Annotated in this window: 19 protein-coding genes and 1 other RNA gene; 7 read left to right on the top strand and 13 right to left on the bottom strand. The window is 69.5% G+C overall.

Features of this window, described 5'->3' with window-relative positions; genetic code table 11:
- The 3 genes from fdxH to apbC all read right to left on the bottom strand — a co-directional run bounded on the left by fdxH (position 1) and on the right by apbC (position 5,283).
- Positions 1-930: a formate dehydrogenase subunit beta gene (gene fdxH / locus ACO07H_RS09630; protein ID WP_422013485.1), complete on the bottom strand. Its 930-nt coding sequence runs from the start codon at positions 928-930 to the stop codon at positions 1-3.
- A 9-nt stretch (positions 931-939) separates the two neighbouring features.
- A complete protein-coding gene (fdnG, locus tag ACO07H_RS09625) occupies positions 940-4,011 on the bottom strand; it encodes a formate dehydrogenase-N subunit alpha (RefSeq protein ID WP_422013483.1) in 3,072 nt (1,023 codons plus the stop codon).
- 177 nt (positions 4,012-4,188) lie between these two features.
- The gene (gene apbC, locus ACO07H_RS09620; RefSeq protein WP_422013481.1) at positions 4,189-5,283 is read right to left on the bottom strand and encodes an iron-sulfur cluster carrier protein ApbC; all 1,095 of its coding nucleotides are present in this window, start codon (positions 5,281-5,283) and stop codon (positions 4,189-4,191) included.
- A gap of 117 nt (positions 5,284-5,400) precedes the next feature.
- On the opposite strand from apbC, the gene ACO07H_RS09615 reads away from it, so the two are divergent.
- Both ACO07H_RS09615 and ACO07H_RS09610 read left to right on the top strand, forming a co-directional pair.
- Positions 5,401-6,306 (top strand): DUF3034 family protein, encoded by a 906-nt coding sequence (locus ACO07H_RS09615; protein WP_422013479.1) that lies wholly within the window; start codon positions 5,401-5,403, stop codon positions 6,304-6,306.
- Positions 6,307-6,391: 85 nt separating this feature from the next.
- The gene (locus tag ACO07H_RS09610; protein ID WP_422013477.1) at positions 6,392-8,713 is read left to right on the top strand and encodes a TonB-dependent receptor plug domain-containing protein; all 2,322 of its coding nucleotides are present in this window, start codon (positions 6,392-6,394) and stop codon (positions 8,711-8,713) included.
- Between the two features lie 179 nt (positions 8,714-8,892).
- Here ACO07H_RS09610 and ACO07H_RS09605 read toward each other — a convergent pair whose 3' ends face one another.
- Genes ACO07H_RS09605 through ACO07H_RS09590 form a run of 4 tightly spaced genes read right to left on the bottom strand, consistent with a single transcriptional unit; the run spans position 8,893 to position 13,696 of the window.
- Positions 8,893-10,452 (bottom strand): ABC transporter substrate-binding protein, encoded by a 1,560-nt coding sequence (locus ACO07H_RS09605; protein WP_422013475.1) that lies wholly within the window; start codon positions 10,450-10,452, stop codon positions 8,893-8,895.
- The gene (locus ACO07H_RS09600) at positions 10,452-12,476 is read right to left on the bottom strand and encodes an amidohydrolase family protein (RefSeq protein WP_422013473.1); all 2,025 of its coding nucleotides are present in this window, start codon (positions 12,474-12,476) and stop codon (positions 10,452-10,454) included. The genes ACO07H_RS09605 and ACO07H_RS09600 overlap by 1 nt, the downstream gene beginning before the upstream one ends.
- 36 nt (positions 12,477-12,512) lie before the next feature.
- Positions 12,513-12,995 carry a ribonuclease HI gene (gene rnhA, locus ACO07H_RS09595; RefSeq protein WP_422013471.1) on the bottom strand — a complete coding sequence of 161 codons (483 nt, stop codon included), beginning with the start codon at positions 12,993-12,995 and terminating at the stop codon, positions 12,513-12,515.
- A complete protein-coding gene (locus tag ACO07H_RS09590; protein WP_422013469.1) occupies positions 12,992-13,696 on the bottom strand; it encodes a class I SAM-dependent methyltransferase in 705 nt (234 codons plus the stop codon). Before ACO07H_RS09590 ends, rnhA begins: the two co-directional genes overlap by 4 nt.
- 90 nt (positions 13,697-13,786) lie before the next feature.
- Here ACO07H_RS09590 and gloB point away from each other — a divergent pair, with 90 nt between their 5' ends.
- Positions 13,787-14,572, top strand: a complete 786-nt coding sequence (gloB, locus tag ACO07H_RS09585) for a hydroxyacylglutathione hydrolase (protein WP_422018622.1) — start codon at positions 13,787-13,789, stop codon at positions 14,570-14,572.
- Entirely contained in the window at positions 14,569-16,191 is a 1,623-nt protein-coding gene (locus tag ACO07H_RS09580; protein WP_422013467.1) for a transglycosylase SLT domain-containing protein, read from the top strand. Before gloB ends, ACO07H_RS09580 begins: the two co-directional genes overlap by 4 nt.
- Before the next feature lie 16 nt (positions 16,192-16,207).
- Here the strand turns inward: ACO07H_RS09580 and ACO07H_RS09575 are convergent, their stop codons facing one another.
- The 4 genes from ACO07H_RS09575 to dnaX all read right to left on the bottom strand — a co-directional run bounded on the left by ACO07H_RS09575 (position 16,208) and on the right by dnaX (position 19,541).
- Positions 16,208-16,600, bottom strand: a complete 393-nt coding sequence (locus ACO07H_RS09575) for an MAPEG family protein (RefSeq protein WP_422013465.1) — start codon at positions 16,598-16,600, stop codon at positions 16,208-16,210.
- 112 nt (positions 16,601-16,712) lie between these two features.
- Positions 16,713-17,303 (bottom strand): recombination mediator RecR, encoded by a 591-nt coding sequence (gene recR / locus ACO07H_RS09570; RefSeq protein WP_422018621.1) that lies wholly within the window; start codon positions 17,301-17,303, stop codon positions 16,713-16,715.
- Positions 17,291-17,617, bottom strand: a complete 327-nt coding sequence (locus tag ACO07H_RS09565) for a YbaB/EbfC family nucleoid-associated protein (RefSeq protein ID WP_422013463.1) — start codon at positions 17,615-17,617, stop codon at positions 17,291-17,293. The genes recR and ACO07H_RS09565 overlap by 13 nt, the downstream gene beginning before the upstream one ends.
- A 13-nt stretch (positions 17,618-17,630) precedes the next feature.
- Positions 17,631-19,541, bottom strand: coding sequence for a DNA polymerase III subunit gamma/tau (dnaX, locus tag ACO07H_RS09560; RefSeq protein WP_422013461.1), 1,911 nt, complete (start codon positions 19,539-19,541; stop codon positions 17,631-17,633).
- 67 nt (positions 19,542-19,608) lie between these two features.
- On the opposite strand from dnaX, the gene ACO07H_RS09555 reads away from it, so the two are divergent.
- The 3 genes from ACO07H_RS09555 to ffs all read left to right on the top strand — a co-directional run bounded on the left by ACO07H_RS09555 (position 19,609) and on the right by ffs (position 21,255).
- Positions 19,609-20,718 carry an AIR synthase-related protein gene (locus ACO07H_RS09555; RefSeq protein WP_422013459.1) on the top strand — a complete coding sequence of 370 codons (1,110 nt, stop codon included), beginning with the start codon at positions 19,609-19,611 and terminating at the stop codon, positions 20,716-20,718.
- A gap of 38 nt (positions 20,719-20,756) precedes the next feature.
- Positions 20,757-21,122, top strand: coding sequence for a SirB2 family protein (locus ACO07H_RS09550; protein ID WP_422013457.1), 366 nt, complete (start codon positions 20,757-20,759; stop codon positions 21,120-21,122).
- Between the two features lie 36 nt (positions 21,123-21,158).
- An RNA gene (ffs, locus tag ACO07H_RS09545) (signal recognition particle sRNA small type) lies at positions 21,159-21,255 on the top strand.
- A gap of 86 nt (positions 21,256-21,341) precedes the next feature.
- Here the strand turns inward: ffs and ACO07H_RS09540 are convergent.
- Positions 21,342-21,788 carry a hypothetical protein gene (locus tag ACO07H_RS09540; RefSeq protein WP_422013455.1) on the bottom strand — a complete coding sequence of 149 codons (447 nt, stop codon included), beginning with the start codon at positions 21,786-21,788 and terminating at the stop codon, positions 21,342-21,344.
- Between the two features lie 41 nt (positions 21,789-21,829).
- Complete coding sequence (locus tag ACO07H_RS09535; RefSeq protein WP_422013453.1) at positions 21,830-22,765, bottom strand: OmpA family protein; 936 nt, start codon at positions 22,763-22,765, stop codon at positions 21,830-21,832.
- Positions 22,766-22,785 lie beyond the last annotated feature (20 nt).

Here is a 22,785-nt window from a genome sequence, read left to right as displayed (position 1 = left end):
TCAGACGTGCGGATGGCGGTCAATGCCATCCGGGTCGGGGCTGCGGGCGAGGTTGCGGTCCGCCTCGGGGTCGTCCGGGTCCTCGATGGGCCCGACGCGCGTGTAGTGGAAGAAGCCGGCGATCGCCGCGCCGATCATGGCCGCCACGGCCAGCGGCTTGGCGGCCCCCTTCCACAGAGACACCAGCGGGCTGATCTTCGGGTCCTTGGGCAGGCCGTGGTAGAGCTCGGGCTTGTCGGCGTGCTGCAGCACGTAGACGACGTGCGTGCCACCCACGCCCGGCGGGTCGTACACGCCCGCGTTGGCGTAGCCGCGCTCCTTCAGGTCGACGATGCGCTCGGCGCCGTAGTCCAGCATGTCTTCCTTGGTGCCGAAGCGGATGGCGCCGGTCGGGCAGGCCTTGGCGCAGGCCGGCTCCAGGCCCACACCGACGCGGTCGGAGCACAGCGAGCACTTGTAGGCCTTGCTGTCGACCTTGCTGATGCGCGGCACGTCGAACGGGCAGCCGGTCACGCAATTGCCGCAGCCGATGCAGTGCTCGGAGATGAAGTCGACGATGCCGTTCGTGTACTTCACGATGGCGCCGGGCGCCGGGCAGCTCTTCAGGCAGCCCGGGTCCTCGCAGTGCATGCAGCCGTCCTTGCGGATCAGCCATTCCAGCTTGTCTTTTTCGACCTCCACTTCGGAGAAGCGCATGACCGTCCAGCTCTGCGGCGTCAGGTCGCGCGGGTTGTCGTAGGTGCCGATGTTGTCGCCGACGTCGTCGCGCAGGTCGTTCCACTGCATGCAGGCCACCTGGCAGGCCTTGCAGCCGATGCAGGAGGACACGTCGATGAGCTTGGCGACTTCGGCGACGTGGGTACGGGCCTGCGTGGAGGGCGTCGTCGTCGCGGAGCGCTTGGCGATGTCGAGGGATTGGAGTGAAGACATGTGCGCTCCTTATGCCTTCTCAAGATTGACGGTGAAGCTCTTGAACTCCGGCGTCTGCGTGTTCGCGTCGCCCACGAAGGGGGTCAGCGTGTTCACCAGATAGCCGGGTTTGGCCACGCCGACGAAGCCCCAGTGGTTGGGCAGGCCCACCGTGTGCACGCGCTTGCCGTCCACGTCCAGCGAGGCGATGCGCTTGGTGACCACGGCCACCGCCTTGATGAAGCCGCGGTTGCTGCTCACCTTGACCCAGTCGCCGTTGGCCACCCCTTTCTCCTTGGCCAGCTCCTCGCCGATCTCGACGAACTGCTGCGGCTGGATGACGGCCGAGGTCTGCACGTTCTTGGTCCAGTAGTGGAAGTGCTCGGTCAGCCGGTAGCTCGTCGCCACGTACGGGAAATCCTTGGGCGTGCCGAAGGCCTCCATGTCGCCCTTGAACACGCGCGCCGCCGGGTTGGACTTGGCCTTGGCGTTGCCCGGGTGCATGGGGTTGGCGGCCAGCGGCGTCTCGAAGGGCTCGTAGTGCTCGGGCAACGGGCCGTCCACCATGCCGGTGGGCGCGAACAGGCGCGCCACGCCCTCGGCGGTCATGATGAAGGGCCGCACGGCATCCTCGTCCGTCGGGTTGGCGTCGGGGCGGATGTCCGGGACGTCCGAACCGGACCACTTGTCACCGGACCAGGCCACCAGCTTGCGCCTGGCGTTCCACGGCTTGCCGGTCGGGTCGCACGACGCCGCGTTGTAGAGCACGCGCCGGTTGGCCGGCCAGGCCCAGGCCCAGTTCAGCGTCTGGCCGATGCCGTAGGGGTCGCTGTTGTCGCGCCGGGCCATCTGGTTGCCCGCCTGCGTCCAGGCGCCGGCATAGATCCAGCAGCCGGACGACGTGCTGCCGTCGTCGCGCAGCAGGCCGAAGCCGCTGAGCTGCTCGCCGGCCTTGGCCAGCATCTTGGTCGGGTCCTTGGGGTCGGGCAGGTCGGCCAGCGCCTTGCCGTTGTACTCCTTGGCCAGTTCCTCCGACGAGGGCTTGGTGGGCTGCAGGTAGGGCCAGGTCAGGTTCAGGATGGGGTCGGCGTAGGCCCCGCCTTCCTTCGCGTACGCGGCCTTCATGCGCGTGAAGATCTCGGCGACGATCTCCGGGTCGCCACGCGCCTCGCCGGGAGGCTCGGCGCCCTTCCAGTGCCACTGCAGCCAGCGGCCGGAGTTGGTGAGCGAGCCGTCTTCCTCAGCGAAGCAGGTGCTGGGGAAGCGGAACACCGTCGTCTGGATTTCCTCGCTCTTCACGTCGTTGTGCTCGCCATGGTTCTTCCAGAACTCGGCGGTCTCGGTGTTGAGCGGGTCGATGATGACGAGGAACTTCAGCTTGGACAGCCCGCCGATGATCTTCTTCTTGTTGGGGAAGGAGCCCACCGGGTTGAAGCCCTGGCAGATGTAGCCGTTGAGCTTGCCCTGGCCCATCAGCTCGAAGGCCTGCAGCACGTCGTAGGCCTTGTCGTACTTGGGCAGGTAGTGGAAGGCCCACTCGTTCTCGGCAGTCGCGGCCTTGCCCCACCAGGCCTTTTGCTGGCTGACGAAGAACTTGGGGTAGTTCTGCCAGAAGCTCATCTGGCCCGGCCGCAGCGGCTTGAGGGCGCGGGTCTTGTAGTAGGTCTGCAGGTCCTGCTCGCTGTCGCGGGCCAGGCTCATGTAGCCGGTCAGCGACGTGGACAGCAGACCCAGGTCCGTCAGGCCCTGGATGTTGGAGTGGCCGCGCAGCGCGTTCATGCCGCCGCCGGGCAGGCCGATGTTGCCCAGCAGCAGCTGCATGATGGCACCGGTGCGGATCATCTGCGAACCCTGGCTGTGCTGCGTCCAGCCCAAGGCGTACATGATGGTCATGACCTTGTCGGGCCTGGACGTCTCCGCGATCATTTCGCAGACCTTCAGGAACTTGTCCTTGGGTGTGCCGGTGATCTTGCTGACCTGCTCGGGCGTGTAGCGCGAGTAATGCGCCTTCATCACGTTCAGCACGCAGCGCGGGTGCTCCAGCGTCGGGTCGACCTTGGCAAAGCCCTTGTCGTCCAGCTCGTAGCCCCAGCTCTTGGGGTCGTAGCGGCGCTTGGCCTCGTCATAGCCGCTGAAGATGCCGTCGTTGAACTGGTAGTCCTCACCGACGATGAAGCTGGCGTTGGTGTAGGCCTTGACGTAGTCGTGCTGGATCTTGTTGTTGCTCAGCAGGTAGTTGATGACGCCGCCCAGGAAGGCGATGTCAGCCCCCGCCCGGATGGGCGCGTAATAGTCGCTCATGGCGGCCGAGCGCGTGAAGCGCGGGTCCACGACGATGAGCTTGGCCTTGTTGTGGTGCTTGGCCTCGATGACCCACTTGAAGCCGCACGGGTGGGCCTCGGCGGCATTGCCGCCCATGATGAGCACGAGGTCGGCGTTCTTGATGTCCACCCAGTGGTTGGTCATCGCACCGCGCCCAAACGTCGGGGCCAGACTGGCCACCGTCGGGGCGTGTCAAACGCGCGCCTGGTTGTCGAAGACCAGCATCCCCATCGAGCGCATCGCCTTGTGGGTGATGTAGCCCGATTCGTTGGAGGATGCGGAGGCACACAGCATGCCGGTGGTCAGCCAGCGGTTCACCGTCTTGCCGTCGGCGTTGGTCGCCTGGAAGTTGGCGTCGCGGTCCGCCTTCATCAGCTTGACCAGGCGCGTCATCGCGTCATCCCAGCTGACGCGCTTCCACTCGGTGCTGCCGGGCTCGCGGATCTCGGGGAACTTCAGCCGGTTGGGGCTGTGCACGAAGTCCAGCAGGCCGGCGCCCTTGGGGCACAGCGTGCCGCGGTTGACCGGGTGGTCCGGGTCGCCTTCGATGTGGATGATGGACGACGTGACGTTCTTTGCCTTGTCGCCCAAGGAATACATGATGACGCCGCAGCCCACCGAGCAGTAGGGGCAGGTGTTGCGGGTCTCGGTTGCGCGGGTGAGCTTGAAATTGCGCGCCTCGGCCAGGGCCGCCGTCGGCGAGAACCCCAAGGCCACGAGGCTGGATGCTGCCAGCCCGGCACCGCTCACCCGGAAGAATTGCCTCCGGTCCATGTCCATCACGGCTTGTCTCCTGCGGGCCGCACGCCCGCTTCATTGCGAACAGAAAGCGGGTCCGCACGCGGCAACCGACCGGGTGATTGCGTCACAAAGGCGCGCCCTTGTCCAGACGGTGCATTCCAGGGCGACCAAGACGCTCGGATATCCGCCCGTGTCAGCACCGGGTCAGCCACGGGCTCATGTGGTCTTGGAGATCGAAATGCTCGGGAACTTGGCCGAGTAGTCCTTGCCCTGCGCGGCGATCTTGGCGGACACCTTGCGGGCCAGCGCCTTGTAGATGCCGGCCACTTCGCCGTCCGGCTCGGCGGCGACGGTGGGCGTGCCCGAGTCGGCCTGGGCGCGGATGCTCATCGCCAGCGGCAGCGAGCCGAGCAGTTCCGTGCCGTACTGCGCAGCCATCTTCGCGCCGCCCTCGGCGCCGAAGATGTGCTCCACATGGCCGCAGTTGGCGCAGACATGCAGGGCCATGTTCTCGACGATGCCGAGGATGGGCACGCCCACCTTCTCGAACATCTTCAGGCCCTTCTTGGCGTCGATCAGCGCGATGTCCTGCGGCGTCGTCACGATGACGGCGCCCGTGACCGGCACGCGCTGCGACAGCGTGAGCTGGATGTCGCCGGTGCCCGGCGGCATGTCGACGATGAGGTAGTCCAGCTCCTGCCAGCGCGTCTGGCGCAGCAGTTGCTCCAGCGCCTGGGTGGCCATGGGGCCGCGCCAGATCATGGCCTGGTCGTCGTCGACGAGGAAGCCGATGGAGTTGACCTGCAGGCCGTGCGCGATGTGCGGCTCCATGGTCTGGCCGTCCAGCGTCTCCGGCCGGCCGCTGGCGCCCAGCATCAGCGGCTGGCTGGGCCCGTAGATGTCGGCGTCCAGCATGCCCACGCGGGCACCTTCGGCGGCCAGCGCCAGTGCCAGATTGGCGGCGGTGGTGCTCTTGCCCACGCCGCCCTTGCCGGAGGCCACGGCGATGATGTTCTTCACACCCGGCAGCAGCTGAACGCCACGCTGCACGGCGTGGGCCACGATGCGGGTGGTGATGCTGACGCTGATGTTGCCGACACCCGGCAGTTGCCTGGCCGCCGCCACCAAGGCGGTGCGCAGCGCCGCATGCTGGCTGGCCGCGGGGTAGCCCAGCTCGACGTCGATGACCACATCGCCACCATCGACCTTGACGGACTTCAGCGCCCTGGCGTCGCCCAGCGTGCGGCTGCTGCCGGAGTCGACCACCGCTTGCAGCAGGGGTTGCAGCTGGGCTTCGGAAATCGCGTTCATGGGCGGGAAGAGTTCACTGAAACGGGCTGCGCAGTCTAGCTGCCGGCTCTTTGGCGTCCGGCCAACAGGGTTTGTGCGTAGAGTGCCCGGGTCTGCAAGGAAACCGGAGATTTCTTCATGCGCCGCACCGCCTTTGCGCCCGCCATCGGGCTGGCCGCCGCCCTCGTCAGCGCCCCTGCCCTCGCCCAGGCCGCGGGCAAGCTGCTGCTCACCGGCGGCGTCTCCAGCATCGACGGCGCAGCCGGTGGCGGGCTGACGCCGTGGGCGATCACCGGCAGCTATGCGTCCACCAGCGAGGTGGGCGCCACCGCCTTCGTCACCCGCGCCAAGACCGGCAACTACGGCCTGTGGACCTATGGCGCCGCGCTCGGCATCAGGGACCGCGTCGAGATCTCGCTGGCCAGGCAGGATTTCGACACCCAGAGCAACCTCGCGCCGCTGGGCCTGGACGGCCTGCACCTGAAGCAGGACATCTTCGGCGTGAAGCTGCGCGTGGCCGGCGACGCCGTGCTGGACAGCGATACGCTGATGCCGCAGCTCGCCATCGGCCTGGAGCACAAGAAGGCCCACGTCGGTGCGCTCGGCCCCACGCTCTTCGGCCCGCTGGGCGCCAAGGCCTCGGGCACCGACGTCTACGTCAGCGCCACCAAGCTGTTCCTCGCCCCCGGCGTGCTGGTCAACCTGACGCTGCGCGCCACCCAGGCCAACCAGAACGGGCTGCTGGGCTTCGGCGGCGCGCAGGGCAGCGGCTACCAGCTGCAGCCCGAGCTGTCGCTGGCCAAGTTGCTCGCCAAGGACCTGGCCGTGGGCGTGGAGTTCCGCGCCAAGCCCGACAACCTGAACCAGTCCGTGCTCGGCGCCGGTGCACTGAAGGAAGACGACTGGAAGGACGTGTTCGTCGCCTGGGCGCCCAGCAAGCACTTCTCGCTGACGGCCGCGTGGGTGGACCTCGGCCGCATCGCGCCGGCCGTGCAGCCCAGGCGCCAGACCGGCGGCTACCTGTCGGCGCAGGTCGCGTACTGACGCGCTTGCGCAGGCTGGGTAAAGAAGTCTTTCCTTCACCGGCGCGCCACAGGCTCGCATCGGCCGCGTGGCAAGCTCGCGCCCCATGCAACTCCACCGTGTTCCCGCGGCTGTCGCGCTGGCCGCCTGCTGCAGCCTGGGCGCTGCCGAAGCGCAGACCCAACCCACCCCTCCTGACGGCGCTGCCTCCGCGCCAGCCCAGCCACGCCGGCCCGCGACACGCCCCGCGACAAGGCCGGCCGACGACCAGGGCAAGGCGCAGCTGGACCGTGTCGAGGTCGAAGGCCGGGCCAGCGACGAGTCCGTGCGCCGCGCATCCACCGCCAGCAAGATCGTCATCACGCGCGAGGAGATCGAGCGCTACGGCGATTCGACCATCGGCGAGGTCATCAAGCGCCTGCCGGGCGTGACCACGGGCGGGCGCCCGGGCCGCGGCGGCGACATCCGCATGCGTGGCATGGGCGGCGGCTACACGCAGATCCTCGTCAACGGCGAGCGCATGCCGCCCGGCTTCTCGGTGGACCAGCTGCCGCCCGACCAGATCGAGCGCATCGAGGTGCTTCGCGCGCCCACCGCCGAGTACGGTGCGCGCGCCATCGCCGGCACCATCAACATCGTGCTGCGCGAGGCGCTGCAAAAGCGCGTCAACGACCTGCGCCTGCAGCTGTCCGAGGAGCGCGGCAAGCTGCGGCCCAACCTCGGCTGGACGCGCAACGACAAGTTCGGCCAGACGGGTGCCTACAACATCACGTTGAACGCGACGCGCAACGAGCGCATCGACGACTACAACAGCACCAGCACGACGCACCTGCTGGGCAGCGGCCAGGACAGCACCATCGTCAACCGCGGCCGCAGCAACTCGGGCAACGAATCGCTCAATGTCAACGGCCGCGTGCAGTGGCGCGAGGCCAACGGCGACAGCTTCGCGCTGCAGCCCTTCATCGTCGTCAACCGCAGCTCGGGCAGCAACGCCTTCGACCAGACGCAGAGCCTGTGCAGCGCCGACCCGACCAGCCAGATCCGCTGCCTGAACTACGACCACGCCGACACCGAGAGCCGCAACCGCTCGACGATGGGCCGCCTGCACGGGCAATGGCAGCACAAGCTGGGCGACGACACGCGACTGGAGGTGCGCGGCGCTTTCGGCAGCATGACCGCCCACGGCACGAGCGACCGCGAGGAGCGCCGCGGCGGCGCGCTCTTCCGCACGCAGGACGACACCACCGACAGCCGCCACGGCTCCTGGAGCATGACGGCCAAGCTGTCGCACCAGATGGCCAGCGAGCACAGCCTCGTGGGCGGCCTGGAGGCCGAGGGGCAGAACCTGGACCAGACGCGCGTGACGCTGCAGAACGGCCTGCCGCTGCCGGCGCTGCAGGACTTTGGCGACAACCTCTCGGCGTCCACCAAGCGCTTCGCGTACTACGCGCAGGACGAGTGGAGCGTGGGCAAGCAATGGAGCTTCTACGCCGGCCTGCGCGGCGAGACCATCACCACCGGCAGCAGCAGCGCCGGCAACCCCGTCAGCAACCGCTCCTCGGTCTGGACGCCGCTGCTGCATGCCGTCTGGAAGGTCGGCGAGAACAGCCGCGACCAGGTGCGCGCCAGCCTGACCCGCTCCTACCGCAGCCCCAACCTGTCGGACCTGATCGCGCGGCCCAGCATCAACTCGCAGTACGCCTGCCCCGACAACGCGCTGTGCGGCGCCAACGTCATCAACTACCCCGACCGCATGGGCAACCCCGACCTGAAGCCCGAGGTGGCACGCGGGCTGGAGCTGGCCTACGAGAACTACCTGAGCCTGGGCGGCATCGTCAGCGTCAACGCGTTCTACCGCCGCATCCAGGACCTGATCCGCGTCGAGCCCGAGCTGGAGACTGTGTCCTGGGCCAGCGTGCCGCGCTGGGTGGCGCGGCCGCGCAACATCGGCGACGCGACGACCTACGGCGTCGAACTGGAAGCCAAGTTCCGCCTGGATCAGTTCCTCACGGACGCGTGGCCCGTCAACATCCGCTCCAACCTGAGCCTGTTCCGCTCACGCGTCGAACAGATCCCCGGGCCGCACAACACGCTGGACCAGCAGCCGCGCGGCACCGCCAACCTCGGCTTCGACTACCGCCTGCGCAGCCTGCCGCTGACGCTGGGCGCCAACGTCAACTACACGCCGGCCTACGAGATCCAGCAGACCGAGCTGCAGCTGACCAACCTGGACAAGAAGCGCGTCGCCGACGCCTTCGCGCTGTGGACCTTCAGCCCCTCGCTGGCCGTGCGCCTGTCGGCCGCCAACCTGGCGCCGCTGGATTACTTCACCGGCAGCGTCATCACCACCGACAAGGCCGTCATCACGGCGCGCAGCGGCGGGCCCAGCTACACGCAGTGGCAGCTGCGCTGGGAAATCAAGATCTGAAGCATCCCTCGCTCAGCCACGCCGCGCTGAACGCGGGCGCATCTGATCGGTCCCCCGAGGGGACGGCGATGCTTGCGGCATCGAGCCGCAAGCATCGCCAGCGCGGGCCGGCTTGGGAGCGGCCTGGCGCTCGGCCCGCCATAACGCGGCAATTCAGCGCGGCAATTCAGCGCGGCAATTCAACGCGGCAGGACGCCGTCGAAGTAGATGCTCCCGTCCAGGTCCAGGATGAAGCCCTTGACCGCCGCGCGCTGCGGCACCGCGAGCTTGCCGTAGCCCATGGGCGTCCACGGCAGTTGCTCCAGCGCGATCTTCTGCGTCTTGCCATACAGCAGCTTGCGGTCCTCCTGCTTCAGCGCCTGGCGCGCCTCGGCCAGCAGCTTGTCGTAGGCCGGGTCGCACCAGAACGTGCCGCTGTTGGACCCGCAGGCCAGTTGCGCCGCCGTACTGGCCGGCTCGGTGTCGCCGTTCCAGCCGCTCAGCGCCACGTCGTGCTCGCCGGCGTCGATGCGGCGCAGGTACTCGCCCCACTCGTAGGTGACGATGCGCGCCTTGACGCCCACCTTGGCCCAGTCGGACTGGATCATCTGCGCCATCAACTGGCCGTTGGGGTTGTAGGCGCGCACCACGGGCATGGCCCAGAGCTGCAGGTCCAGCGGCAGCACGCCGGCCTTCTGCAGCAGCGCCTTGGCCTTCGCGGGGTCGTAGGGCGCGGCCTTGAGGCTGGCATCGTGCGCCCAGTTGGCGGCCGGGATGACGGTGGTGGCGGCCGTGCCGGCGTCGCCGTAGACCGTGCGCAGGATCGCCGCCTTGTCGATGGCCATGTCCAGCGCCTGGCGCACCGCCAGCTTCGCGAGCGCGGGCTTGCGGGTGTTGTACGCCAGGATGCCGACGTTGAGCCCAGGCGCGGTGGCGATGCGGATGGCGGGGTCCTTCTTCAGCTCGGCCAGCTCGGCCGGGCCGACCGGCGCGGCGATGTCGCACTCGTCGCGCTTCAGGCGCTGCGAGCGCACGGTGGCGTCAGGCGTGATCGCGTAGACGAGCTGGTCGGCGCGCGGCTTCTCGTCACGGCGCCACCAGCCAGGATGTTTGGTGTAGCGGATGACGGCGTCCTTGCGGAAGCTCTTCAGCTGGAAAGGCCCCGTGCCCACCGGCCACTGTGCGATGCGCTGCGGCGTGCCGGCCTTCAGCAGCTGCGCGCCGAATTCGGCGGACTGCATGCCCGCGAAAGCGAACGTCAGCGCCGCCAGGAAGGAGGCGTCGCGCTCGGCCAGCGTGATGCGCACCTGGTGCTCGCCGGTCTTCTCGACCTGGCGGATCAGCTTCTCCCAGCCCATGGACACCACGTAGGGCGACACGTTGGGGAAGGCCTTGGCGAAGGCACTGTCGCGGCTGAGCACGCGGCCGAACGTGAACAGCACGTCGTCGGCGTTGAACTCGCGCGTGGGCTTGAACTCGTCAGTCGTGTGCCAGGCCACGCCGCGGCGCAGCTCGAAGGTGTAGGCCAGGCCGTCGGGGCTGACGCGCCAGCTCGCGGCCAGGCCCGGGATGAGCTCGTCCGCGCCGCGCCTGACCTCGACGAGCGTGCCGAAGATGGGCATGTGAGCGACGTGGTCGATGCCGCTGTCGGTCATCGCCGGGTCGAAGGTCTTGGGGCTGCCGGCGGCGCAGAAGCGCAGCGTGGTGTCCGCACCGGCCCACAGGGGCAGCGCCAGCAGCAGGGTGGCGGCAAGTCGCATCACTTCAGGATCTCGGCGGTGGGCACGAAGGGCAGGATACCCATCGATTGATACAGGGCCGACGGCGACAGCGCGCGCGTCTGGCCGTTCAGGCCCTGCAGGACGAGGGCCACGCGGCGGATGGCGCGGATGTCGGCCACCGGGTCGCCGTCCACCAGCACCAGGTCGGCCTGCTTGGCCACCTCGATGCTGCCGATGTCGGCCAGCCGGTCGCTGTACTTGGCGCCGTTCCACGTCGCGATCTTCAGGGCCTGCGCGGCCGGGATGCCGGACTGCACATACAGCTCCAGCTCGCGCTGCAGCGCGAAGCCGGCTGTCGCATCGGTGCCCGCCACGAGCGGTATGCCGGCCGCATGCAGGCGGCGCAGCAGGTCGGTCATGACCTGCCAGCTCGCGCGCCAGCGCCGGGCCTTGGCGTCGTCCATGTCCACCTCGGCCGACAGGAAGCTGCGCTGCACCACCGCCGGCAGGTTGGCCGCCACCATCGCGTAGCTGGGGTTGGGCTGGCCCTGGCGCTGCGTGAACTGCGCCTCGAAGGCGGTCATCGTCGGGTCCACCACCGTGCCGCGCTTCTTCAGCAGCGCGATGAAGTCGCGGGTGCGCGCGTCGTTGAGCTTGAGGTCCGCCGCCTTGTCGCCCACCAGGTTGAAGCGCAGCAGCGTGCGCGTGTCGTCGTCCTTGCCGACGAGGAAGTTCAGCGTCACCTGGTTGATGTGGTGCAGCTCGTCGAACCCCGCCTCCACGGCCTGGCGCGCCGTCATGAAGGCCGGTACATGGCCGCCGGTGCGCAGCCCCAGCGACCGCGCGTGCGCCACCATGGGCTTCACCCACTCGGGGCGGATGGAGTTGTAGAGCTTGAGCTGGCGGTAGCCGCGCGCGGCATACCAGTCGATGGCGGCGAGCGCGTCGGGGAGGTTGTCCGGCACGAAGTCGGCCTGCGACGAGAACGGGCTCTTGCCCTCGATGAAGCCGTTGGCCGTGATGCGTGGCCCCAGCAGCTCGCCACGCATCACGCGGCCACGCAGCAGCGCCAGGTCGGCGTTGCTGTTGCCCACGTCGCGCACGGCCGTCACGCCGGCGGCCAGATCCAGCAGCAGGTCGCTCTCGTCCACGTGGGCATGCATGTCGATGAAGCCGGGCAGCAGCGTGCGGCCCTTGCCGCTGATGCGCTGGGCCGGCTGCGCATTCGCCAGGCTGCCGGGCCTGGCGATGGCGGCGATGCGGCCTTCGAACAGATAGACGTCCGACGGGCCGCGCAGCACCGCGGCCTGGGCGTCGAACCAGCGCACGCCTTCGATGACGGTCAGGCCCGGCAACGGCTGGGGCAGCTCGCGCGCCACGCGCTGCAGTCGCACCAGTTCGGCAGCCTTTTGCGCGCTGGCGAGTTGGTCCACCTCGCCCTCGAAGCCCTGCAGCACTGTCGCGCCCCAGCCCGGAGACACGCGAGCGAACAGCGCGCGGTTGTCCTCGCGCAGCCACAGGTAGCTGGGCGCGAGGTCCAGGCCCGTGATCGCGTAGAGCCCCACGTCCACGCCGCCGGCCTTCAGCGCCTGCACGCGCGCGATGGCGACCTGCCCCACCGGCAGGCCCGGCGCACGCTGGTCGGGCCGCGCCAGCAGCGCCTGCGCCAGCCGCGCGGCCCACGCCGGGCTGGACTCCACCGGCAGGAACACCGCCTCACGCGCGACGCCCGGCTTGTCGCCCTGGTCCACCGGCGAGCGCCACACGACGCGGCCATCGGCCTGACGCTCGAAGCGCTCATCGATGCGCGCGCCGTACGTGGCCACGCCTTCGTTGCGGTAGGCCGTCCAGGTGCCGTCGGGTGCGAACTCCAGCAGCTCCTTCTGGTCGGGCCCGCGGCCGTTGTTGCGGTAGCTGTAGTCCACCACCATGCGGCCAGGCGACTCGACCAGCTTCAGCTGGCCGCAAGCCGTCTTCATGCACAGCACCGTGTAGGTCTGGGCCTCAGCATGGGCCGTGGCAGCGGCCAGCGCCGTGGCAAGCAGGAGTGACAGCAGCTTCATTCGACGGATCTCCGTGAACCTGGGTTCGCGCGGACTTTACGGGCGGGCCCGGCCGAGAGACGCGACGCCCTTGTTGGCCAGCATGTCGGCGCGCTCGTTGCCCGGGTCGCCGGCATGGCCCTTGACCCAGCGCCATTCCACGCTGTGCAGCTTGCGCAGTGCGTCCAGCCGCTGCCACAGGTCCGCGTTCTTCACCGGCTTGCCGTCGGCCGTCTTCCAGCCGCGGCGCTGCCAGTTGACGATCCATTCGGTGATGCCCTTGCGCACGTACTCGCTGTCCAGATACACGACCACGTCGCAGCTGCGCTTGAGCGACGCCAGCGCCTCGATGGGCGCCGTCAGCTCCATGCGGTTGTTGGTCGTGCCGGGTTCGCCGCCGAAGAGTTCCTTGTCGTGGCCGCCGCTGGACAGCCAGGCGCCCCAGCCGCCAGGGCCCGGGTTGCCCTTGCAGGCGCCGTCGGTGTAGATCGTGACCTGCGGGCGCTTGATGGCCAGGACAGGTGGCGTGGATTCGGTCATTTTTTGTTCTGATGGTTGTTCAGCGCAACGGCCGGTGCCTTCTTGGCAGCCGCGCGCCCGTTCTTGGCCAGGCCGATCATGCGCATGCCGTGCACGCGCTTGACCGCCTGGATGAAATACACCGCGCCCAGCACCGGCCACCAGCGCGAGCCCACGCCTTCCACCCACTGCCAGCGGTCCAGCCAGGCCTGGCTGCGCAGCGGCGGGCGGTAGCCGCCGAAGCGTGCCGCCTCGACGTCGAAGCTCAGCAGCTTGAGCCAGTCGCGCAGGCGCCAGTAGCCGATGAACTCGCCGTCGCGAGGCAGGTAGGGCTCGCCGCGGCGCTTGAGCCGGCCCAGGTTCTGGCGCAGGCCCCACAGGCTCGCCGGGTTCAGCCCGAAGACGATGAGCCGGCCCTCGGGCCGCAGCACACGGTCCACCTCGCGCAGCACGGCGTGGGCGTCGCAGGCCAGCTCCAGGGAATGGGGCAGCAACACCAGGTCCAGGCTGGCGCTCTCGAAGGGCAGCGCATCGAACTCACAGTGCAGGTCGCGCCCGACGAGCCAGCGGTGGGGCATGCGGTTGGTCTGCAGACCGTCCAGTTCGGGCAGGCCCAATTGCAACGCGTGGTAACCGAACAGGTCGATGACCGCCGCGTCCACCTGTGCCTGCTCCCAGGCCAGCAGATAGCGCCCCGGAGGGGTTTGCAGCCAGGCTGCCAAATCTATACTCGGACTTTTATCTGTCATGGGTGATTTGGCGGCATGAAACAGGGGCAACCCATCATCAGCTCGCAGTCTGCGTCCTCGGCGCTGACACTGACGCCCCTCCCCGCCTTCGACGACAACTATCTCTGGCTGCTGGATGACGGCCGCGAGGCCATCGTCGTCGATCCAGGTGATGCCGCACCGGTTGCCGCGGCGCTGGACGCTCGGGGGCTGACGCTGACAGGCATTCTATTGACGCATCACCACGGCGATCACGTCGGCGGCGTCAACGCGCTGCGACCGCGGCTGCAAGGGCCCGTCTACGCACCGGCCGGCGAGAAGATGCCCGAGCCCGTCGAACGTGTGCAGGGTGGCGACACCGTCGAGTTGCTGGGCCTGCGCTTCGCCGTCATGGACGTGCCGGGCCACACGGCCGGCCACATCGCCTATTTCGCGACCGACGTGCCCGGCAGCGATCCGCTGCTGTTCTGCGGCGACACCTTGTTCAGCGCCGGCTGCGGCCGGCTGTTCGAAGGCACGCCGGCGCAGATGCACGCGTCGCTGCAGTCGCTGGCCGCGCTGCCCGCTGAAACACGCGTCTGCTGCGCCCACGAATACACGCTGTCCAACCTGCGCTTCGCGCGCGAGGTGGACCCCGCCAACACCGCCCTCGCGGCCTACGCCGCCTGGTGCGAGGCCCAACGCGCCGCCGGCCGCCCCACGCTGCCGGCGCGGCTGGGCACCGAGACCCAGATCAACCCATTCCTTCGCTGCACCGAACCCGCGCTGCGTGACGCCGCGCGGCGCCATGCCCCTGTCAAACTGCCGGCCGCGCCCAGCCCGGTCGATGTGTTCGCGACGCTGCGCGAATGGAAGAACGGATTCCGATGACCCTGATCCACCGCCTCACACCGCTCGCCCTGGCCACGCTGCTGGCCGCCTGCGCGGCCACCACCGCCCCGGTCAACGAGGCCGCCAACCCCGCCCCCACCCCCGAACAGACCGCCGCCGTCGTGCAGGCGGCACTGGCACCGCCGCCCGTGGTGGCACCGCCGCCCACGCGCGACGTCGTGGCCGGCCTGCTGGAAGACAACCTGCGCCCCGGCGAGAAGATCGACCTGGACGCGCCCGACGCCAGCGCCGACCTGTGGGTGCGCGTGCGCGGCGGCTTCCAGCTGCCCGACCTGGACGACGACTGGGTGCGCAAGGCCGAGGCCTGGTACAGCGCCCGGCCCGACTACGTCGAGCGCATGACCACGCGCGGCAGCCGCTACCTGTTCCACATCCTGGAAGAGGTCGAGAAGCGCGGCATGCCCAGCGAGCTGGCGCTGCTGCCCTTCATCGAGAGTGCCTTCGTCACGCATGCCGTGTCCACGGCCAAGGCGACCGGCATGTGGCAGTTCATGCCCGCCACGGGCCGCGATTTCGACCTGAAGCAGAACATCTTCCGCGACGACCGCCGCGACGTGCTCGCCTCCACGCGCGCCGCGCTGGACTACCTCGGCCGCCTCTACAAGATGTTCGGCGACTGGCACCTCGCGCTGGCCGCCTACAACTGGGGCCCGGGCAACGTGCAGAAGGCCGTGGCCCGCAACCAGCGCCTGGGCCTGCCCACCGACTACGCCAGCCTGAAGATCCCCGACGAGACGCGCTACTACGTGCCCAAGCTGCAGGCCGTGAAGAACATCGTCTTCGCGCCCGACCGCTACGCGCTGACGCTGCCGCCGGTGGCCAACCACCCCTACTTCCTGAGCGTGAAGATCGAGCGCGACATCGACGTGTCGCTGGCCGCGCAGTTCGCCGGCATCTCGCTGGAGACCTTCCAGCAGTTCAACCCGCAGATGAACAAGCCGGTCATCCTGGCCGCCGCCACGCAGCAGGTGCTGCTGCCCTACGACCAGGCCAGCGCATTCGCCGAGAGCCTGGCCCGCCACACCGGCCCGATGGCGAGCTGGACGGCCTGGGTCGTGCCCAAGACCATGAGCCCGGGCGAGGCCGCCAAGCGCAACGGCACGAGCGAAGTGCTGCTGCGCGAGATCAACAAGATCCCGCCCAAGATGCTGGTCAAGGCCGGCTCCACGCTGCTGGTGCCGCGCGGCGAGCATGTGCACGCGGACGTGTCCGAGCGGCTGGCCGACACCGCGGCGCTGAACCTCGCGCCCGACGCGCCGCCGCTGCGCCGCCTCACGCTCAAGGCCGGCAAGGCCGACACCGTCGCCGCCGTGGCAGCCCGCTACAAGGTCAAGGCCGAGCAGGTCGCGCAGTGGAACAAGGTGGGCAATGGCGCGCGCTTCAAGCCGGGCCAGTCCATCGTCGTCTACACCGCGAACACGCCGGCCAAAAGGAGCGAACCTGCCATCAAGACCCGGCCGGTGGCGAAGGCCTCGATGGCCAAGGCGGCCCCTGCCAAGGTCGTGCGGGTGGCAGCCAAGCAGCCTGCTGCCAAGGCCGCAAAGACGGTCAAGGCGGCCGGCAACGGCCGCAACGTGATGGCGGCCGCGGCGCCCTGACGGTCGCCGGCGGCGTTCAGCGCACGAAGAACAGCGCCACGCAGGCCCCCAGGCCAGCCATCCAGAGCAGCGAGCGCAACGAGGCCTGGTCGGCCAGGTAGAGCGCGATGAAGAGCAGGCGCGACACCACGAAGCCCAGCGCCAGCAGGTCCACCGTGCCCTGCGCGGCCTGGTGCTGCGAGGCGACGAACAGGCCGGCGATGAACACCGGCAGCGCCTCCCAGCTGTTGGCCTGCGCCGCGTTCGCACGCGCCTGCCAGCCGTCGAGCCGGGCCAGCCACGCGCGCGGCTGGTGGTTGTCGAAGCCACCGTCGCGGCGCCGCTTGCCGAAGCCCTTGGACTTGGCCAGCCCCGCGCAGGCGATGGGCAGCACGCAAGCGACGAGCAGGCAGAGTTGGGCAACAGTCATGAAGGCTCCTGAATGGCGTGGTGTATGCCCAAGCGGCTGCCGTGGAACTGGCTTGGCCAGGCCACTGGCAGCGCCCCCTTGAGGGGGCCGGCGAAGCCGGTAGGGGTTGGGCTCATCTTCTGTCGGTCAGCGCATGGGCGATGGTGCCCAGGTCCACGTATTCGAGTTCGCTGCCCACCGGCACGCCGCGCGCCAGCCGCGTGGAGGTGATGCCGCGCACGCGCAGCGCCTCGGCCAGCACATGGGCCGTGGCCTCGCCCTCGGCGGTGAAACTCGTGGCGAGGATGACCTCCGCCACGCCGGCTTCGCTCGCGCGGGCCAGCAGCTCAGCGGCGCCGATCTGGCGCGTGCCGACGCCGTCCAGCGGGCTCAGCCGCCCCAGCAGCACGAAGTAGTAGCCGCGGTAGGACCCGGTGCGCTCCAGCGCGGCCTGGTCGGCCGGCGTCTCGACGACGCACAGCAGCGCCGCATCGCGCTGCGCGTCCGCGCAGACGCTGCAGATGGGCGTCTCGCTGAACGTGTGGCAGCGCTCGCAGTGCTTGATGTGCTCGCCCGCCGCGGTCAACGCGTCGGCCAGGCGCGGCATCGCCAGCCGGTCGTGCTGCAGCAGGTGGTAGGCCATGCGCTGCGCCGACTTCTGGCCCACGCCGGGCAGGCGCTTGAGCGCCTCGACGAGCGCATCAAGGGCGGTCAAAACGGGAATTTCATCCCGGGCGGGAGAGGCATGCCGGCGGTCAGCTTGCCCATCTTCTCGGCGCTGGTGGCCTCGGCGCGGCGCACCGCGTCGTTGAAGGCGGCGGCCACGAGGTCTTCCAGCATGTCCTTGTCGTCGGCCAGCAGGCTGGGGTCGATGGTCACGCGGCGGACCTCGTTCTTGCAGGTCATGACGACCTTCACGAGGCCGGCGCCGCTCTGGCCTTCGACCTCGATGTGGGCGAGTTCGTCCTGCGCCTTCTTCAGGTTGTCCTGCATCGCCTGGGCTTGCTTCATCAAGCCGGCGAGTTGGCCTTTCATCATGGTCTTTTCCTGGTCAGGGGGTGGGGGTCAGCGGCTGCACGGAGCCCGGCAGGATGCGCGCTGAAGGGAATTGGGACAGCAGTGTGCGCGTCATCGGGTGATCGGCGGCCAGATCTTCGGCCGCGCGCTGCTGCGCTTCGGCGCGCGCGATGGTGCGCAGCGCGATGGAGTCTTCGGCCACGCCAGCTTCGATGTCGAGCCTGGCGTCCAGCGCCGCTTCGAGCTTGGCGACCAGCGCGGGCTGGCGCAGCGACTCACGCTCCAGGCGCAGCGTCCAGACCTCGCGGCCGTCCACGGTGCGGCAGGCCAGCGCCTGGGCCTGGCGGGCGAGTTCGCCGGTCATGCCCGGCAGGCTCAGCGCCGCGATGCGTTCGGCCCAGCGGGCGCCTTCGGGCGTCTCGCGCAGCACGGCGCGGCGCGGCGCCTCGGGTTCGCCGCGCGGGGCGGCGATGGCGATGGCCGGCAGGTCGTCCGCGTCCATCCACGGCGGCGGCGCGTCGTCGGGCGGCGGGCCGTCGAAGTCCATGAGCTCTTCGGCAACGACCTCGCGTTCGACGGGCTTGGGCCGCAGCCGGTCGCTGAAGCTGGGCGCTGCAGGCTCGGCCACCTTGGCAGGCGCGACGGCAGGCGCCGGTGCGAGGGCCGGGGGCGCGGCAACGGGCGCCGTCACCGCGGCAGCCACAGGAGCAGCAGAAACAGCAATAGCCAATGACACGGCTGGCGCAACGGGCGGCACCGCCCTGGGCAGCGGCACGGCCACGACGGCCTTGGCCACGGCCGCCGGGCGCACCAGCGCCGCAGCCTTGACCGGCCGGGGCTGCGTGCCCGCGGGCCGGAAGGCCAGCATGCGCAGCAGCACCATCAGCAGGCCGGCGTACTCGTCGGGCGCCAGGTGCAGTTCCGCGCGGCCGTGCAGGGCCATGCTGTACATCAGCTGGATCTCGTCGGCCGGCAGCGCCGCCGCGAGGCGCCGGATTTCCGCCGTCTCGTTGTCCGTGTCGTCCAGCGCCGTCGGTGCAGCCTGGGCCAGCGCCATCTGCTGGAACAGCGTGGCCAGGTCCTCCAGCGTGCCGGCCGCCGACAAGCCGGCAGCGCGCAGCGCGTCCGCCTGCGCCACGACGGCCTCGCCGCTCGCCGCGGCCAGCGCGTCGACGATGGCCACGATGTGCCCGCGGTCCACGCTGCCCAGCATCTGGCGCACGCCATCCTCGCTCAAGGACCCGGCGCCGAAGGCGATGGCCTGGTCCGTCAGCGACAGCGCGTCGCGCATGGAGCCGCGCGCCGCGCGCGACAGCAGCCGCAGCGCGCCGGGCTCGGCCGGCACGCTCTCGGCGCCCAGCACGTTGGTGAGGTGCATCTGCACGTCCGCCGCCGCCATGGGCCGCAGGTTGAACTGCAGGCAGCGCGACAGCACGGTGACCGGCACCTTCTGCGGGTCGGTCGTGGCGAGCACGAACTTCAGGTAGTCCGGCGGCTCCTCCAGCGTCTTCAGCATCGCGTTGAACGCGGTGTTCGACAGCATGTGCACTTCGTCGATCATGTAGACCTTGAAGCGCCCGACCACCGGCTTGTAGACGGCCTGGTCCAGCAGCTGCGAGATTTCCTCCACGCCGCGGTTGGAGGCCGCGTCCAGCTCCACGTAGTCCACGAAGCGGCCGGCGTCGATGTCGCGGCAGGCCGGGCACACGCCGCAGGGTCGCGCCGTGATGCCGCCGGTGCCGTCCGGCCCGGTGCAATTCAGGCTCTTGGCGAGGATGCGCGAGACCGTCGTCTTGCCGACGCCGCGCGTGCCGGTGAACAGGTAGGCATGGTGCAGCCGGCCCTGCGTCAGCGCATTGGCCAGCGCCTGCACGACATGCTCCTGCCCGACGAGCTGCTCGAAACTCTGCGGACGGTATTTGCGGGCCAGGACCTGGTAACTCATGGGGCCGGATTCTAGGAGGCGCCAGGCGCGCCCGAGCCGAGCGAGGCACCGCGGATAATCCGCCCCCATGACCTCGCAAGCCCCCCTCACCTACGACCAGGCCGGTGTCAACTACGACCTGATCGACCCGCTCAAGATCACCGCGCAGCGCGCCGCCGCGGCCACCGCCACCCACCTCGCCGGCCACGGCTTCAGCGAGGTGAAGGCATCGCGCGGAGAGTCCGCCTACGTCGTGGACGTGGGGCCGTTCTACATGGCCTCCATCGTCGAATGCCTGGGCACCAAAACGCTGGTGGCCGACGAGATGGCGAAGCTGACGGGCAAGAGCTTCTTCGCCGGGATTGCGCAGGACACGATCGCGATGGCCGTCAACGACCTCATCACCGTCGGCGCCACGCCGCTGGTCGTGCAGGCCTACTGGGCCGCCGGCGGCAGCGACTGGTTCGGCGACGCCCAGCGCGCGCAGGCGCTGGTGGCCGGCTGGAAGGCGGCCTGCGACACCTGCCAGGTCGCCTGGGGCGGCGGCGAGACGCCGGCGCTGGCCGGCATCGTCGAGGACGGCCGCATCGACCTGGCTGCGTCGTGTACCGGCCTCATCAACCCCAAGGAACGCCTGTCCGTCGGCGACAAGCTGGGCGCGGGCGACGCCATCGTGCTGCTGGCCTCCAGCGGCATCCATGCCAACGGCCTGAGCCTGGCGCGCAAGCTGGCGGAGCGGCTGCCCGACGGCTACCTGACCGAGATCGAGCCAGGCCTGACCTACGGCGAAGCGCTGCTGGCGCCCACCGCGCTGTACTCGCCCGTCACCGAGGCGCTGTGGAAGGCCGGCATCGCGCCGCACTACTGCGCCAACATCACCGGCCACGGCTGGCGCAAGCTGCTGCGCCACCCGAGCGCGCTGACCTACCGCATCCACACCGTGCCGCCCAAGACGCCGGTACTGGCCTTCATCCAGAAGGAAGCCGGGCAGGATGACCGCGAGGCCTATTCCACGCTGAACATGGGCGCGGGCTTCGCGATCTTCGTGGCTGCCGAGGATGCCGAGCGCACCGCGCAGGTCGCACGCGACTGCGGCATCGAGGCCTGGGTGGCCGGCAGGGTCGAGGCGGGCGAGAAGCAATTGCTGATCGAGCCGCTGGGCATCCGCTTCAGCGAAGACGACCTGCACCTGCGCTGAACCGCGCCAGACCGCTCGTGCCGTGGTTCTACTCGCAAATGGTGCAGTGGCATGTGCTGCTCGCCTGGTGCAGCGCCGGCCTCTTCTTCCTGCGCGGCCTGCTGTTCCAGTTCGGCACGCCGAAGCTGCAGGCCATCGCCAAGGACGCCCGGCTGCTGGTGCTGGTGTTCGGCGTCAACGCCTGCCTCGTCGTCACGGGCCTGAGCCTGTGGGGCAGCATCGGCTACAACCCGATGCGCCACTGGTGGCTGGGCTTGAAGCTGATCGCGCTGGTGGGCTACCTGATCTGCGGCCACTGGGCGATAAGTCAAGCCCGCCTGCACCTGCTGGGCTACCTGACCGCCCTCGCGCTGCTCGCGCTGGCGATGGACTTGTCCATCAACCGGCAATTCCTGCCGGGTTGAGCGTGGACGTCGCCCGGGACCGGTAGAATGCGAAGTGACGGGCCTCCCCGCATGGAAGCGCGCCCAACCGGGTCAGGTGGGGAACCAAGCAGCCCTAAGCGTTGCAACCAGTGCCGGGGTCAGGCTCGTCACCCTCCCCTTGCTGCCCCCGCGGCAGCCGCCCATGAAAAAAGCGGGTGGAGTGACCCACCCGCCTTTCAACAGTGCCGACCTTTGAGGTCATTTGGGCGGCTGCTTGGCCGGCCCGGCAGCCGGCGGTTCCGTCGTGATGACGCTCAGTTCCTCCAGCTTGCCGCCCTTGGCCACGGAGCCGCTGACGGTACCCTCGCCCGCCACCCGGCGCAGGCACAGGTCGCGCATGTCGCCCTTCTGCACCTCGCAGCGTTTGGCGGCGTTGGCGGCGTAAATCGACGCGTCATCGCCGGGGGACGTCAGCCGGCCACGGCGGGCCTCGGCGTAGGCCGCACCGGCTTCCTTCAGGCAGACGCTGCGGGGCTGGCTGCTGCGGCCCATCGTGCAGTCGGCCTTCTCGCGCTCGTACTTCAGTTGTGCGCTGTCGACATTCGACGGCGCCTTGGGCGCGGCCTGCGCCGCGCCGCCCATCAGGGCCAGCGAGAGCACGGCGGTCAGGGGTGCCAGGCCGAGGGTTCGGATCGGGTGCTTCATGCGACCTCCGTCGATGTGAAGAGCAAAGGAATGTCGATGACTCAGCCGCGGGCGCGGACCGGGCGGTCGTTGTCCGAGATGTAGACCTCGACGCGGCGGTTCATCGCACGGTCGGTGTTGCTGCTGTTGCTGGCCACCGGGTAGCGCTCGCCGTAGCCGCGGGTGTCGATGCGGCTGGCGTCGACGCCGGCGCGTTGCAACGCGTCGGCCACGGCACGCGAGCGGCGCTCCGACAACACCTGATTGGCCTCGTCGCTGCCCACGCTGTCGGTGAAGCCTTCGATCAGGATGCGGCGCTCGGGATGCTGGCTCAGGAACGTGGCCAGCTTGGTGATGGCCCCTTGCGCGCCCGGCTTGATTTCGGCGCGGCCGAACTCGAACAGCACGTCGCCCAGCGTCACCAGCATGCCGCGGTCGGTCTGCTTGGCCTGCAGGTCGTTCAGTTCCTGCTGCAGCGCGGCAGCCTGCTGCTGGGCCTGCGCGGCACTGGCCTGGGCGGCCGCCGCCTGGGCGCGTGCGCTGTTGGCATCGGCGCTGGCCATCGCGGCCTGCGCGTTGGCATTGGCCGCCTGGGCATTGGCGTCAGCGGCCTGGGCACGCGCACGCTGGGCAGCAGCGCCATTCGCATCGGCACGCACACGCTCGCGGTCGGCCTCGGCGGACTTGATCGCGTCTTCATCGGACGCGGCCTTGGCCTGCGTCATCGCCGTGCGCGCCTGCTGCATGGCGACGTAGGCGGCGGAATCGATGTCGGCGGGCGCCTCGCGCTTGGCGCTGAGTTCATCGGCGCGGCGCAGCGAATCGGTGGCCTTCTTCAGCTCCAGCGCGGCGTACTTGGACACGGCCGGGTCGGCGGACGCGCGCGACACCGTCGTGCGGGCCTGCTCGAGCTGGGGCGTGACGGTCGGGGCGCTCGCGCAGCCGGCGAAGAGGGCCGCGGCGGCCAGTGCGGTCAGGGCGGTGGCAAATGGCTTCATGGTGTGGGTTCCTTGTTGTT

Source organism: Roseateles sp. (assembly GCF_965229315.1).
Lineage (GTDB): Bacteria > Pseudomonadota > Gammaproteobacteria > Burkholderiales > Burkholderiaceae_C > Pelomonas.
The sequence above is the reverse complement of the archived record's forward strand: the minus strand, read 5'-3'. Positions and strand labels throughout refer to the sequence as shown.

What these genes read in the sequence shown, in the direction of transcription:
- ACO07H_RS09580 (WP_422013467.1), top strand. Translation starts at nt 14,569, where the DNA reads ATGACCCTGATCCACCGCCTCACACCGCTCGCCCTGGCCACGCTGCTG.
- ACO07H_RS09555 (WP_422013459.1), top strand. Translation starts at nt 19,609, where the DNA reads ATGACCTCGCAAGCCCCCCTCACCTACGACCAGGCCGGTGTCAACTAC.
- rnhA (WP_422013471.1), bottom strand. Translation starts at nt 12,995, where the DNA reads ATGACCGAATCCACGCCACCTGTCCTGGCCATCAAGCGCCCGCAGGTC.
- apbC (WP_422013481.1), bottom strand. Translation starts at nt 5,283, where the DNA reads ATGAACGCGATTTCCGAAGCCCAGCTGCAACCCCTGCTGCAAGCGGTG.
- ACO07H_RS09550 (WP_422013457.1), top strand. Translation starts at nt 20,757, where the DNA reads ATGGTGCAGTGGCATGTGCTGCTCGCCTGGTGCAGCGCCGGCCTCTTC.
- ACO07H_RS09610 (WP_422013477.1), top strand. Translation starts at nt 6,392, where the DNA reads ATGCAACTCCACCGTGTTCCCGCGGCTGTCGCGCTGGCCGCCTGCTGC.
- ACO07H_RS09600 (WP_422013473.1), bottom strand. Translation starts at nt 12,476, where the DNA reads ATGAAGCTGCTGTCACTCCTGCTTGCCACGGCGCTGGCCGCTGCCACG.
- ACO07H_RS09535 (WP_422013453.1), bottom strand. Translation starts at nt 22,765, where the DNA reads ATGAAGCCATTTGCCACCGCCCTGACCGCACTGGCCGCCGCGGCCCTC.
- ACO07H_RS09575 (WP_422013465.1), bottom strand. Translation starts at nt 16,600, where the DNA reads ATGACTGTTGCCCAACTCTGCCTGCTCGTCGCTTGCGTGCTGCCCATC.
- ACO07H_RS09540 (WP_422013455.1), bottom strand. Translation starts at nt 21,788, where the DNA reads ATGAAGCACCCGATCCGAACCCTCGGCCTGGCACCCCTGACCGCCGTG.
- fdxH (WP_422013485.1), bottom strand. Translation starts at nt 930, where the DNA reads ATGTCTTCACTCCAATCCCTCGACATCGCCAAGCGCTCCGCGACGACG.
- ACO07H_RS09615 (WP_422013479.1), top strand. Translation starts at nt 5,401, where the DNA reads ATGCGCCGCACCGCCTTTGCGCCCGCCATCGGGCTGGCCGCCGCCCTC.
- ACO07H_RS09565 (WP_422013463.1), bottom strand. Translation starts at nt 17,617, where the DNA reads ATGATGAAAGGCCAACTCGCCGGCTTGATGAAGCAAGCCCAGGCGATG.
- ACO07H_RS09605 (WP_422013475.1), bottom strand. Translation starts at nt 10,452, where the DNA reads ATGCGACTTGCCGCCACCCTGCTGCTGGCGCTGCCCCTGTGGGCCGGT.
- dnaX (WP_422013461.1), bottom strand. Translation starts at nt 19,541, where the DNA reads ATGAGTTACCAGGTCCTGGCCCGCAAATACCGTCCGCAGAGTTTCGAG.